Origin of the sequence: Paraconexibacter sp. AEG42_29 (assembly GCF_040581415.1) — a bacterium.
In the GTDB taxonomy this organism is placed as follows: domain Bacteria; phylum Actinomycetota; class Thermoleophilia; order Solirubrobacterales; family Solirubrobacteraceae; genus Paraconexibacter.
The window spans coordinates 3,558,948-3,571,461 of record NZ_CP114014.1; the positions used below are offsets into that span (position 1 = coordinate 3,558,948).

A 12,514-nucleotide genomic window follows, 5' to 3' on the forward strand; every position below is an offset into this window, starting at 1 on the left:
CGGATAGGCTCGGGCCATGGACTTCGCCCTGACCGACGAGCAGCTGCTGATCCGCGAGACCGCTCGCGACTTCGCCGACCAGGTCATCGCCCCGCGCGCCCGCGAGAACGCGCGCAACCACCACTTCGACCTCGAGCTCGCGGGCCGGATGGCCGAGCAGGGCTACCTCGGCGCGGTCGTCCCGCGCGAATATGGCGGAGCGGGCCTGGACTACCGCAGCTACGGCCTGGTGGTGGAGGAGGTCGGGCGCGCCGACAGCTCCGCGCGGACCGTGGTCAGCGTCGTGACGTCGCTCGTCTGCACGGCGATCGTCAAGTGGGGCACCGAGGAGCAGAAGCAGCTGTACCTGCCGAAGCTGTGCAGCGGCGAGTGGCTCGGTTGCTTCGCGCTGACCGAACCGGACACGGGGTCGGACGCGGCGAACCAGAAGACGCGGGCGACGAAGGTCGACGGCGGCTGGCGCATCAACGGGGCGAAGATGTGGATCTCGCTCGGGAACGTCGCCAAGGTGGCGCTCGTCTTCGCCCAGACCGACCCGGACCTCAAGCACAAGGGCGTGGCCGCGTTCCTCGTCGACACCGACCAGGACGGGTACCAGCCCTCGCCGATCCACGGGAAGATGGGCCTGCACGCGTCCGACACGGCGTCGATCGCGCTGGACGACGTGTTCGCGAGCGACGACCAGCTCCTGGGCCAGGTCGGGGACGGCTTCCGCGTGGCCATGACCTCGCTGGACTCTGGGCGCTTCAGCGTCGCCGCGGGCTGCGTCGGCGTCTGCCAGTCGTGCCTGGACGAGTCCACGCGCTACGCCACCGAGCGGGAGCAGTTCGGCCGCCCGATCGCCGCGTTCCAGCTGGTGCAGGCGATGCTCGCCGAGATGCGGGTGAAGACGGATGCCGCCCGGCTGCTGGTGTGGCGGGCCGGCTGGCTGAAGGACACCGGGCAGCCGAACACGACCGAGACGTCGATCGCGAAGCTGTTCGCGAGCGAGGCGGCGGTCTGGGTCTCCAACGAGGCGATCCAGGTGCACGGCGGCGCGGGCTACGTGGACGACCACCCGGTGGAGCGGCACTTCCGCGACGTACGCGTGACCACGCTCTACGAGGGCACGTCCCAGATCCAGAAGCTGATCATCGGTCGCGCGCAGACCGGCATCAACGCCCTGGTGCCGTCATGACGGTCGCTGCGCCGAAGGTCCTCGGCGTCGTCGGCGCGGGGACGATGGGCGCCGGGATCGCGCAGCTCGGTGCGCAGGCCGGCATGCGCGTCCTGCTCCACGACCCGGACGGCGCCGCGCTCGGGCGCGGCATCGACGGCGCCCGCGCCGGCATCGCGAAGCTCGCGTCAAAGGGCCGCTTCGACGGTGACCCGGACGCGGCGGGCGCGCTGCTGGAGCCGGCCGCCGCGCTGGAGGACCTCGCCCCCTGCGAGCTCATCGTCGAGGCGGCCCCCGAGCGCCTGGAGCTGAAGCTCGACCTGTTCGCGAAGCTCAGCGCGATCGCACCGACCGCGGTGCTCGCCTCGAACACATCGTCGATCCCGATCACCGCGATCGCGCGCGGCGCCGCGGATCCGGGCCTGGTCGTCGGCCTGCATTTCTTCAACCCGCCGCCGCTGATGAAGCTCGTCGAGCTGATCGCGGCCGTCCAGTCGACGCGGGCGGCGCTGGACCTCGCGCGCGCGGCCGGTGAGGCCATGGGCAAGCGGGTGATCGACGCGTCCGACGGGCCGGGCTTCCTGGTGAACCGGTGCAACCGACCGTTCGGCGGCGAGGCGCTGCGCCTGGTGCAGGACGGAGTGGCCGACATCGCGACGATCGACGCGATCGTCCGCGGCGCCGGGTTCCGCATGGGCCCGTTCGAGCTGCAGGACCTCGTCGGGATCGACGTGGGCTTCACCGTCCAGCAGAGCTTCTACGAGCTGAGCTTCGGTGAGCCGCGCTGGCGGCCGTCGCCCCTCAGCGCGCGGCTCGTCGCGGCCGGGCACCTCGGGCGAAAGACCGGACAGGGCTGGTACGCCTACGACGACAGCGGCCGCCGGACGGACGGCCCGGCCGCGGACGCCGTCCCGTCCCCGTCGCCCACGGGCGGCGCCCGCGGCCTGATCGTCATCGCCGGCGACCTGATGGTCGCCCACGAGCTGCGCGACCTCGCGACCGACGCCGGCTGGGACGTCGCCGAGCCCGGCGACGCCGACGGCGAGGTCCCGTGGCTCGCGATCGACTGCGGTCACGACCCCGAGGCCGAGCCGATCCAGGGCGCACCGCAGGCGATCCTCGTCGCCGACGGGTCGCTGACCCAGCTGGACCAGGGCGGCGGCTGCGTCGGCTTCCACGCGCTCCCGCCGCTCGCCGCCGGCGGGACCGTCGAGCTGACCCGCGGCACGTACACGACGAACGTCGCCGCCGAGCGCATGGCGACGTTCCTGTCCTCCCTCGACCTGCAGCCGCACTGGGTCGGCGACGCCCCGGGCTTGGTCCTCGGCCGGATCGTCTGCCAGCTGGTCAACGAGGCCGCGTTCGCGCTGCAAGAGGGCGTCACCGACGACCCACAGGACATCGACGACGGCCTGCAGCTGGGGCTGAACCATCCGCACGGCGCGTTTGCCTGGGGCGACGCGATCGGCCTGGACCACGTGCTGATGGTCCTCGACGCGCTGCGGGCGGAGCTCGGCGAGGAGCGCTACCGCGCCGCGCCGCTGCTGCGGCGCATGGTCGCCGAGGGCCGGATCGGCATCGCCACCGGCGAGGGCTTCCACCGCTACGAGGACTGACCCCCGGCCCCCGCCCGCGCCCGCTCCGGGAGCGTCGAAGGCTTGATCTCACGTCCGGGCCTTCCGCCACGTTCTACACCGAGACCGTGCCCGCCTCCGCCCCAGCTCCCGCCCCGCCGCCGCACCCCGTCCCGTTCCAGCGGTTCCTCGACGCGCACGCCACGCGCGTCTGGCGCTACCTGGCCGGGATGGTCGGGCCCGTCGACGCCGACGACTGCTTCCAGGAGACCTTCATCGCCGCCCTGCGCGCGTACCCGAAGCTCCGCCGAGGCTCCAACGAGCGGGCGTGGATCCTGACGATCGCGCACCGCAAGGCGCTCGACCACATCAGCGCACGTGGCCGTCGCGCCGTCCCCAGCGACGCGCTGCCCGAGCAACCGCACCACGACCCGCTGCCCGGCGACGACCCGATCTGGGCCCGCGTGCGCGAGCTGCCGCCCAAGCAGCGCGCCGCGGTGACCCTGCGGTACGCCGCCGACCTGACCCACGCCGAGGTCGCCACCGCCCTCGGGACCAGCGTGGAGGCCGCCCGGCGTTCGGCCCACGAAGGACTGAAGCGCCTACGCGCCACCGCTGACGACGAGGGAACCCTCCGATGAACGACCACGACCCCACCCGGCTCCCGCCCCCCGCGATCGACACGACGGCGGCGACCGCCGCCGCCGAGCGGTTCGCCGCCGAAGCCGCCGAGCGCGGCGACGCCGACGTGGCGTACGCCCAGATCGACTCGCCCGTCGGCCGCCTCGTCGCCGCTGCGACCCCGGCCGGCCTCGCGATGCTCTCCTACGAGGACTTCCGCGGCGGACTGGACGCCGTCCTGGACACGCTCGCCGCACGGCTCTCCCCCCGGATCGTCGCCGCGCCGAGGCGACTGGACCCGGTGAAGCGCGAGCTGGACGAGTACTTCGCGGGGACCCGGACGACCTTCGACCTCGCGCTGGACTGGACGCTGACGAGCGATTTCGCCCGCCGGATCCTGCAAGCGACCGTGCAGATCCCGTTTGGCGCAACCGCGAGTTACGGCGAGATGGCCGCCGCCGCCGGGAACCCGAAGGCCTCCCGCGCGGCCGGCCGGGCGCTCGGATCCAACCCCATCCCGATCGTCGTCCCGTGCCACCGGATCATCGGCACGAGCGGCCGTTTGACCGGCTATACCGGGGGAATCGACCGCAAGATCAAGCTGCTCGAGGTCGAGGGGATCAGCCTCGGCTGACCCACGGGCGGCACACCGCCAGCCGGGTCGCATACCCCGAGGTGGGCGTCGTGAATCGAGTTCACCGGAAGGAGAGGCGGCTTCTGTGAGGAACGTCACACGAGGCCGCGGCGTAACACGAGGCCTGTTCAGGCGTTCTCCCTCCAGACCCATCATGAGCACTCACCACTTCACTTACCCCAAGGTCGTCCCGGTCCCCCGGCCCGGCCAGCCCAACTCCGCTGCGCAGAACACGGCAGCCTCGACGGCCGCCGCCGGCACGCGCCGCGCGGCCTAGCGCCGCCGCCGCACCCACTGCAGCCCGTCCGCGCGAGACTGCGCGCATGACGGACGACATTCCGGACACCCCGCCTGCGGGCGACCCCGGTCCCAAGCCCGGCTCACTCGAGTGGCTCGCGGACCAGGATCCCGAACAGGGAGCCACGGTGGAGGCGTCCTCCGGGGCCTGCACCTCGCGAGCCGAGCACGATGCCCTCGCGTCGGGCCTCGCCCGCGGCTTGTCGGCCACGCACGGCGTCACCGCCGGCGACCGCGTCGCGATCGCCCTTCCGCCGGGTCCGGACCTGCTCCGCACCCAGTACGCGCTCGCCAAGCTCGGAGCCGCGCCGCTGCTCCTCTCGCCGCACGCAGCGTCGTCCGCCGGGCGGCGCCTCGCGGCCATCGCCGGCGCCGCCATCCTCATCGCGGACGGGCCTGCGACGACAGACCGGTCGACCGACGGCGACAGCGACGGCGGCCGGCTCAGGGTCGTCCCCCGCTCGGCGCTCGCCGTGTTCGCCGAGCGCCACGCCGACGGCCCGCGGCTGCTGTCCGGCGCCCATCCGCCGGTCGACGGGGTCCAGGTCGCGGCCGCGGGCGACACCGGCGGGCCGGGCCGTGTGCTGGTCCGCGTCCGGACGCCCGACCGCATCGCGCTGCTGGCGCGTCCGTTCGCCGACCTGCTGCGGCGGGTGGCCCTCGCCCCCGGCGCGACGCACCTGCTGGGTCGTCGGGGGCACGCGCCGGAGCCGCAGTTCTGGGCGTCCGTCGCGCTCGTCACCGGCGGCGTCGTGGTCACCGAGCCCGCCGCCGACGCCGCGACCCTCCTGGCGGCGCTCGCCGAGCACCAGGTCGGCTCGACCGTCATGGACCTCGCCACCCTGCGGGCGATCACCACCCTTCCGGACGCGGTCACCGAGGGCGCCGACCTCACCGCGCTGCAGCGGATCATCCTCGACGGCCCGGCCCCGGACGCCGCGCTGGTGACCGCCTGCGCCGACCTCTTCGGGGACGACGTCCTGCACCGCGTGGCGGCCACGCCGCAGACCGGTCCGTACGCCCACGCCGGTGCGGAGGACCTCGCCGCCGACCCGGCCGCGCTCACGCCGCTGGACGGCGTGACGCTGACGCGCTCGCCGGCCGGCGACGTCCATGTCACCTCACCGCTCGCTGCCGATGGCGCGCTCGGCGGCCCGGCCGAGCGCGGCGACTGGCCGGCCCCGCCCGCGTGGACCGGCGAGCCGGTCCCCGCCGACGGCTGAGGTCGCTCAGGCCTGGGCTTCGTCGCCCGCGCCGGCGAGCGGCTTCATGGGCGTGTCGCGCAGGTACCACTCGGCGTCCAGGGCGGCCTGGCAGCCGGAGCCCGCGGCCGTGATCGCCTGGCGGTACGTGTGGTCGACGAGGTCGCCGGCGGCGAACACGCCGGGCCGTCGGGTGCGGGTCGACTTGCCCTCGGTCACGACGTAGCCATCGTCGTCGGTCTCGACCTGGTCGGCCGCGATGCCCGACTGCGGGACGTGCCCGATGGCGATGAACGCGCCGTTGATCTCGATCGTCTTCTCGCTGTCGTCCTCGGTGTTGCGCAGACGCACCGTCTGCAGCTGCGGCTCGCCCTCGAACGCGACCGGCGCGTACGGGGTCAGCAGCTCGAGGTTCTCGACGGCCTTCGCGCGGTCGAGCATGATCGCCGACGCCCGGAACTCGTCCCGCCGGTGCACCACCACGACCTTGGAGGAGAACTTCGCGAGGAAGATGGCCTCCTCCATCGCGCTGTCGCCGCCGCCGACGATCACGGTGGGCTTGTCCTTGAAGAAAGCCGCGTCGCACGTCGCGCAGTAGCTGACGCCGCGTCCGCTGAGCTCCTCCTCGCCGGGGACGCCGAGCTTCTTGTGCTCTGCGCCCATCGCGAGGATGACCGTGCGCGCCAGGATGACCTCGTCGCCGACGTGGACCTCGTGCACGCCGCCGGCCTCGTCGGACAGCTTCAGCTCCGTCGCCTCGTCGGTCATGAAGCGCGCGCCGAAGTCCTCGGCCTGCTCGCGCATCTTCGTCATCAGCTGCGGACCCTCGATGCCGCCGCCGGGGAAGCCCGGGAAGTTCTCGACCTCGGTCGTCTGCTGCAGGAGCCCGCCCCAGAGGTAGCCCTCGATGACGAGCGGACGCAGGTCGGCGCGCGCGGTGTAGAGCGCCGCCGTGTAGCCGGCAGGGCCGCTGCCGACGATGACGACGTTCTCGATGGGGGTCTCGGTGGTGCTCATTAGGTCATCTCTTGGGGGTTCGTGGGCGGATCTGGGACCACTTCACTTTGTATAGTGTAGCGCCCGGTGGGCGTCAGACAGCAGGCTGCAGCGCCTTCTCGGCCAGCCGCTGCTCCTTCCAGCGGTTGACGGTGTGCCTGAGCTGGAAGTACGCGATGGCCCCCGGGATCGATGGCAGCCAGAAGGCGAAGACGCGGTAGATCAGGACGCCCTGGAACGCCGTCGACTCGTCGACGCCGAACGCGATGAACGCCCCGACCATGCCGGCGTCCACCCCGCCGACCCCGCCGGGCAGCGGCAGCAGGTTGCCGAGCAGCCCGATGAAGTAGCCCATCACCAGGGCGGCGACGGTCGGGGCCTCGCCCACGGCCTGGAACGCCGCGTAGAGCACGAGGATGTTGAACGCCCACCAGCTGATGGTCCCGACCATGGCGAGGTCCGGCCGGCGCAGGGACTGCAGCGCGAACCGCACCCCGCCCGACAGCGAGGCCGGACCGGTCGCGAGGCGGCGGACGAACGCGGCCACCTGGGCGTTCTTCGGCTTGTAGCTGTCCAGGCGGCGCTCGAGGTCGTCGGGCACCAGGCCGATCGCGAGCATGATCAGGATCGCCACCGCGGCGAGGATCGCCGGGACGAGCGTGAGCGCGAAGCTGTCCTCACCGGGGAAGACGTGGAAGTACAGGCCGAGGCCGCCGACCAGCAGCGCGGCCATGTAGACGCCGTAGAGCAGGACGAGGAAGGCGATCATGCGCTCGGCCACCTCGCGGCGCGGCATCCCGGACCGCCGCAGCGCCCACGCGGTCAAGGCGACCCCGCCCGCCCCGCCCGCCGCGAACAGGCGCGTCGCGGCCAGGCCCGCCATCGTGATCAGGTAACTCTCGCGGTACGTGATGACCGAGTTCGGCGGGACGTGGATCCCCTGGAAGATCATCACGTAGCTCGCCATCGCCAGGATCTGAAAGACGAGCGCCAGCGCGATCCAGACCGGATCGGCGTCCTTCAGGTTGCCCAGGCCGGCGTTCACGTCCGACAGCTCCGGCAGCACGAAGTAGAGGAACGCGATGACGGAGACGATGAACAGGCCGAGCAGCAACGCGCGGTCGCGCGTCATCTGCATCTTCGGCATCGCCTCGTCGAGGTCGTCGTCCGCAGCGGAGCGCTGCTCGTCGACCTGAGGCGGTGCCGTGTCGCCCGTCATGCCGGCCTGATCTCGTGCTGCTGGACCAGGCTCCCGATGCGTCCGAGCGCGGGCGCGACCACGGGCGCGGCCCGCCGGACCCCCTCCGTCAGGGCCAGCCCCGCGAGCAGGTCGATCACGTAGTGCTCACCCAGGTAGACGAGCGCGACGCCGAGCGTGCCGGCGTACGCGAAGCCCACCGCGCCGTGCTTGGGCCCCACCTCGTCGAGCAGGTGCGCGGCCATCACGGATGTCGCGAAGTGGAGCGAGGGCATTGCAGCCAGGGGATTGCCTCCCAGGAAACCGTACAGGCGATCCCAGTTCTCGCCCCAGAATTCCTCGCCGTGCTCCCGCATCATCCGGCGCATCTCCGGGGCGCGGCCGTGCTGCGCCGCGTACCACGGGGGCGCGGTGGGCAGGGCCCAGTAGCCGATCAGCCCGAGGTCGAAGACCGCGTAGGTGTGCAGTGCGGTGCGCTCGAAGCGGTCGCGGTGCCGTAACAGCATGTACACGACGGTCCCGTGCGGCACGAGGAACCACAGCCAGTGCGACCACACGAGCACCTGCTCGGGAAGGCGCACCGACCCGGGCCGGCCGAACCGTCGCTGCAGCCGCGCGCCCGGCAGCATGCCGAGGCCGAGCAGCCGGTCGATGCGGACCGGGTAGTCGACCCGGACCCGGCCCTCGAGGGCATCGGGGTCGTCGTAGGGCATCTCGTAGTGCGCGAGGTAGCCCCACATCTGCAGCACGCACGTCGCGACGTCCCGCGTGCGGCTGCGCGGGACCGCCACGCAGAGCGCGAACGGCGCCGCCACCGCGGCAGCGGTCACGACAGGCACGGGGAGGCGGGCTTTCCGGCGGATCAGCGGCGCCGCGACTCCGGCAGCCACCACCCCCCAGGCAGCGCCGCGCTTGGCACGGCTGGACAGGCGCAACGCGCGGTGAGTATAGGTACGGGCATGGATGGCCAACCGCTCGCCCAGATCCGCGGCTCCCGTATCGCGGTCACCGGGGCCGGTGGGTTCATCGGCCTCGCGACGTGCCAGCGCCTCGCGGCCGACGGCGCGCACGTCGTCGGACTCGACCTGACGCAGGCGGCCGAGACCGTCGTCCGGGCCGCCGGCGCCGAGTTCCGGGCGGTCGACGTGACCGACGCCGCGGCCGTCCGCAGCGCGGTCGAGGGGTGCGACGGGGTCGTCCACACCGCGGCGCTCGTCGCCGAGCACGGGGCGATGGCGGACTTCGTGCGCGTGAACGTCGGCGGGACGCGGAACGTCCTGGACGCGGCCCGGGACGCCGGCGTCCTGCGGGCCGTCCACCTGAGCTCGGTCGCGACGCTCGGGTACGACGCGGCGCGCGACCTCCCGGAGGACGCACCGACGCGGACCACCGGAGCGGTCTACGTCGACACCAAGACCGCCTCGCACGAGCTCGCGCTCGGCCGCGGGGCCGCCATCGTCCGGCCGGGGGACGTCTACGGCCCCGGCTCGATCCCGTGGACCGTGCGGCCCGTCGGCTTGATGCGCGCCGGCCGCTTCTTCCTGCCCGGCCGCGGCGACGGCATCATCACGCCGATCTACGTCGACGACCTCGTCGACTGCGTCGTCCGCGCCCTCGTGCACCCGGACGCCGCCGGCCGCGCCTACATCGCCCACGACGGCTCCCCGGTCACCGCCGCCGAGTTCTTCGCCCACTACGCGCGCATGCTCGGCAAGGAGGCGGTCCCGACCCTGCCCCGCCCGGTGATGGCCGCCGTCGCCGCCGCCGAGGAGCTGCGCTCGCGGGTGACGGGCAAGCCGCCGATCTTCGCCCGCGCGTCCCTGATCTACATCACGCGCGGGGGTGCCTATCCGAACGCCCGCGCGCGCGACGAGCTCGACTGGGAGCCGCGCGTCGACCTCGCGGCCGGCATGGAGCGCACCGGCGCCTGGCTTCGCGAACAGGGTCTGCTGGGGTAGAACCCAAGGAGTGATCGACGAGCTGCACCCGGGGGACGCGTTCGCCGGGCACCGCATCGACGCCGTCGCCGGCCGTGGCGGGATGGGGGTCGTCTACCGGGCGACGCAGCTCGACCTGGACCGGACCGTGGCCCTGAAGCTGATCGCCCCCGCGCTGGCCGGGGACCCGCTGTTCCGCGAGCGCTTCATCCGCGAGACGCGCGTCGCCGCCGGGATCGACCATCCGAACGTCATCCCCGTCTTCTACGCGGGCGAGAACGAGAGCCGGCTGTACCTGGCGATGCGCTACGTCAGCGGCGAGGACCTGCGGACGCTCGTCCGGCGCGAGGGCCCGCTGGACCCCGCCCGCGCGGTCCGGATCCTCGCGCAGGTCGCCTCGGCGCTCGACGCCGCCCACGCGTCGGGGATCGTCCACCGGGACGTCAAGCCGGCCAACGTCCTGCTCGGCGGCGGCGAGCACGCCTACCTCACCGACTTCGGCCTCACCAAGCGCGTGCACTCCGTGTCCGGCGTGACCCAGGCCGGCGGCTGGGTCGGGACGCTCGGCTTCGTCTCGCCCGAGCAGATCCGCGGCGAGGCCGTCGACGCGCGGACCGACGTCTACGCCCTCGGCTGCGTGCTCTTCCACGCGTTGACGCAGACCCCGCCGCACCAGCGCGACAGCGACGAGGGCACGCTGTGGGCGCACCTGCACGACCCGCCGGCGGCGCTGCCGGACTCGGTGCCGGCCGCGCTCGGCGCCGTGGTCGCGCGTGCGCTCGCCAAGGACCCTGCGGACCGTTACCCCTCGGCCGGGGACCTCGGCCGCGCCATGCAGGCGGCGGTCGGCCAGGCGCCGGCACCGGTGACGCCCGAGCGGACGGTCGCGACCGGGGCCGCGGCACCGCACGGCGGTGAGCCCCCCGTCGACGAGCTGACGATGGCCTCCCCCGCCCCGGCCGCCGGGTCGCAGCCGTCGGTCGCCCCCGGCGAGTCCGCGACCGTCGCCCAGACGCCGCGCGGCGAGCGCCAGACCCACCGCACCCGTCCGCAGACGGCGTTCCTGCTCGTGGCCGCGCTGAGCGTCCTTGCCGTCGTCGGGGTGACCGCGCTGCTGCTGCTGTCCGGCGACGACCCGGTCCGTCCGGACGCGACCACGACGGCCAGGCGCCTGCCCGTCGAGCCCGCCCGCGGATTCGAGCCGGCGAAGCTGACGGCGACCATCCCCGTCGAGGGCAACCCGAACGACGTCGTCGCCACCGCCCGCACCGTCTGGGTCGCCAGCGCCACGTCCTCCCGCCTCGTCCGCGTCGACGCGCGAACGCTGAAGGAGAAGGGCTCGATCGACGTCGGGGTCGGCGTCGGCTCGCTGGCGGCCGGTTACGGGACGCTGTGGATCGCCAAGCAGAAGACCGGGTCGCTGCTGCGACGGGACATCGACACCGGCGCGACCACCGGCTCGCCGGTCCAGCTGCCCAAGGGCCTGCCGGTCGCGGTCGCCACCGGACAGGGCGGCGTCTGGGTCGCGCTGCGACGGCCGAACGAGATCCTGCGGTTCGACCCGAAGACCGGCATCCGCGACCGCCGCATCGTCGTGCCGAAGGGCATCCAGGACATGACGATCGGCTACGGCTCGGTGTGGGTGACGCTACGCCGCGACGACGCGGTGCTGAAGATCGACCCCGACAGCGGGAAGGCGATGCGCATCCCCGTCGGGGGCCTGCCCAAGGGGCTGGCCGCCGGCGACAACTACATCTGGGTCTGCAACAGCGCCGACGGCACGGTGAGCCGCATCGCCGCGCGGTCCGGGCGGGTCCGCGGGACGTTCCCGGTCGGGATCACGCCGACCGGCGTGGACGTCGGCGGTGGGTCGGTCTGGGTCAGCAACCGCGGCGGGGGGACGGTCTCCCGCCTGAGCTCGGCGAAGGGCCCGCAGCTGCTGGAGACGATCAAGGGCTTCTCGAACCCGTTCGCGGTCTCCGCGCGCGGCGGGGACATCTGGATCACCGACATCGCCGCCGGCAACGCCGGCCACCTGCGCGTCGCCCCCTGACCCGGTCCGCGGAGCCCGCCGGGGGTCTGACCCGCGTGATCTTCCGAGGGAGCCGGCTCAGAGGTCGCGGACCGACACGAGGCCGGCCTGCAGCGCCTCGGCGACCAGCCGCGAGCGCTTCTGGTTCTGCGGCAGGTGCTCGATCCCGAAGCGGCCGAACAGCGTGCGCAGGTGCGACTTCACGGCGTCGACCGACAGGTGCAGCTCGTCCGCGATCTCCTGGTTCGTCGCCGGGACCGCGAACTCGTCGTGCTTGTACGGACGCGCGAGCGCGGTCAGGACCTTGCGCTGCAGCGGCGGCAGCTCGGTCAGCGCGGGGCGCCCGGTCCCGCCGGCCACCTGGGTCGGCATCGAGTCCTCCGCCTCCGGGCGCTTGAACGCGATCTGGGTCCGTCCCACCCGGACGACGTCGCCGTCGCGCAGGCGCACCCGGCCGCTGATCCGGCTCCCGTTGACGAACGTCCCGTTGCGGGAGAGGCCGTCGTCGCTGACCGTCCACTCGCCGCCGATCTGCTCGAGCTCCGCGTGCAGGCGGCTGACTTCCGTATCCCATTGCAGGTCGACGTCGTTCTGGGGAGCACGACCGATGCTCAGACGCGACAGCTCCGGCTCGAGGTCGACGATCCGCTGCGGCCGCTGCGGCCCGTCCTCCTCGCGCAGGACCAGGAACGGCCGGCCGCGGCGCTCGGCCTCGATGCGGTCGCGGAGCTCCGCCGGGGAGGCGACGTGGGCCGCCATCGGTGAGCGCGCTGAACCGTCCATCGGGTCACACGATGCCACACCCCCCGGCGCCGCCGAGCAGGTGGGTGTGGCAGCGCAACCCACCCTGGGGTGCGGAAGACGCCA

At 73.4% G+C, this 12,514-nt stretch carries 11 protein-coding genes; 7 read left to right on the forward strand and 4 right to left on the reverse strand.

Annotated elements, in window-relative coordinates:
- Positions 1-16 precede the first annotated feature (16 nt).
- From DSM112329_RS17230 to DSM112329_RS17250, 5 genes are all read left to right on the forward strand, one after another.
- On the forward strand, positions 17-1,177 hold the full coding sequence (locus DSM112329_RS17230; protein ID WP_354697789.1) for an acyl-CoA dehydrogenase family protein: 1,161 nt from the start codon (positions 17-19) through the stop codon (positions 1,175-1,177).
- The gene (locus DSM112329_RS17235; protein WP_354697790.1) at positions 1,174-2,772 is read left to right on the forward strand and encodes a 3-hydroxyacyl-CoA dehydrogenase family protein; all 1,599 of its coding nucleotides are present in this window, start codon (positions 1,174-1,176) and stop codon (positions 2,770-2,772) included. Before DSM112329_RS17230 ends, DSM112329_RS17235 begins: the two co-directional genes overlap by 4 nt.
- Before the next feature lie 86 nt (positions 2,773-2,858).
- Complete coding sequence (locus tag DSM112329_RS17240; protein WP_354697791.1) at positions 2,859-3,371, forward strand: RNA polymerase sigma factor; 513 nt, start codon at positions 2,859-2,861, stop codon at positions 3,369-3,371.
- The gene (locus DSM112329_RS17245) at positions 3,368-3,985 is read left to right on the forward strand and encodes a methylated-DNA--[protein]-cysteine S-methyltransferase (protein ID WP_354697792.1); all 618 of its coding nucleotides are present in this window, start codon (positions 3,368-3,370) and stop codon (positions 3,983-3,985) included. Before DSM112329_RS17240 ends, DSM112329_RS17245 begins: the two co-directional genes overlap by 4 nt.
- A gap of 323 nt (positions 3,986-4,308) precedes the next feature.
- Complete coding sequence (locus tag DSM112329_RS17250; RefSeq protein WP_354697793.1) at positions 4,309-5,505, forward strand: AMP-binding protein; 1,197 nt, start codon at positions 4,309-4,311, stop codon at positions 5,503-5,505.
- A 6-nt stretch (positions 5,506-5,511) separates the two neighbouring features.
- Here the strand turns inward: DSM112329_RS17250 and trxB are convergent, their stop codons facing one another.
- The 3 genes from trxB to DSM112329_RS17265 all read right to left on the reverse strand — a co-directional run bounded on the left by trxB (position 5,512) and on the right by DSM112329_RS17265 (position 8,517).
- Positions 5,512-6,501 carry a thioredoxin-disulfide reductase gene (gene trxB, locus DSM112329_RS17255; RefSeq protein WP_354697794.1) on the reverse strand — a complete coding sequence of 330 codons (990 nt, stop codon included), beginning with the start codon at positions 6,499-6,501 and terminating at the stop codon, positions 5,512-5,514.
- 73 nt (positions 6,502-6,574) lie between these two features.
- Positions 6,575-7,699: a lysylphosphatidylglycerol synthase transmembrane domain-containing protein gene (locus tag DSM112329_RS17260; protein WP_354697795.1), complete on the reverse strand. Its 1,125-nt coding sequence runs from the start codon at positions 7,697-7,699 to the stop codon at positions 6,575-6,577.
- Positions 7,696-8,517, reverse strand: coding sequence for a phosphatase PAP2 family protein (locus tag DSM112329_RS17265; RefSeq protein ID WP_354697796.1), 822 nt, complete (start codon positions 8,515-8,517; stop codon positions 7,696-7,698). Before DSM112329_RS17265 ends, DSM112329_RS17260 begins: the two co-directional genes overlap by 4 nt.
- A 120-nt stretch (positions 8,518-8,637) precedes the next feature.
- Between DSM112329_RS17265 and DSM112329_RS17270 the strand changes: the two genes are divergently transcribed.
- Positions 8,638-9,636 carry an SDR family NAD(P)-dependent oxidoreductase gene (locus DSM112329_RS17270; RefSeq protein WP_354697797.1) on the forward strand — a complete coding sequence of 333 codons (999 nt, stop codon included), beginning with the start codon at positions 8,638-8,640 and terminating at the stop codon, positions 9,634-9,636.
- Positions 9,637-9,646: 10 nt separating this feature from the next.
- Positions 9,647-11,668: a protein kinase gene (locus DSM112329_RS17275; protein ID WP_354697798.1), complete on the forward strand. Its 2,022-nt coding sequence runs from the start codon at positions 9,647-9,649 to the stop codon at positions 11,666-11,668.
- A gap of 57 nt (positions 11,669-11,725) precedes the next feature.
- Here DSM112329_RS17275 and DSM112329_RS17280 read toward each other — a convergent pair whose 3' ends face one another.
- Positions 11,726-12,430 carry an FHA domain-containing protein gene (locus DSM112329_RS17280; protein WP_354697799.1) on the reverse strand — a complete coding sequence of 235 codons (705 nt, stop codon included), beginning with the start codon at positions 12,428-12,430 and terminating at the stop codon, positions 11,726-11,728.
- Positions 12,431-12,514 lie beyond the last annotated feature (84 nt).

Excerpts from the sequence above, each read along its gene's own strand:
- DSM112329_RS17260 (WP_354697795.1), bottom strand. The coding sequence starts at position 7,699 with ATGACGGGCGACACGGCACCGCCTCAGGTCGACGAGCAGCGCTCCGCT.
- DSM112329_RS17280 (WP_354697799.1), bottom strand. The coding sequence starts at position 12,430 with ATGGACGGTTCAGCGCGCTCACCGATGGCGGCCCACGTCGCCTCCCCG.
- DSM112329_RS17270 (WP_354697797.1), top strand. The coding sequence starts at position 8,638 with ATGGATGGCCAACCGCTCGCCCAGATCCGCGGCTCCCGTATCGCGGTC.
- DSM112329_RS17235 (WP_354697790.1), top strand. The coding sequence starts at position 1,174 with ATGACGGTCGCTGCGCCGAAGGTCCTCGGCGTCGTCGGCGCGGGGACG.
- DSM112329_RS17245 (WP_354697792.1), top strand. The coding sequence starts at position 3,368 with ATGAACGACCACGACCCCACCCGGCTCCCGCCCCCCGCGATCGACACG.
- DSM112329_RS17250 (WP_354697793.1), top strand. The coding sequence starts at position 4,309 with ATGACGGACGACATTCCGGACACCCCGCCTGCGGGCGACCCCGGTCCC.
- DSM112329_RS17230 (WP_354697789.1), top strand. The coding sequence starts at position 17 with ATGGACTTCGCCCTGACCGACGAGCAGCTGCTGATCCGCGAGACCGCT.
- trxB (WP_354697794.1), bottom strand. The coding sequence starts at position 6,501 with ATGAGCACCACCGAGACCCCCATCGAGAACGTCGTCATCGTCGGCAGC.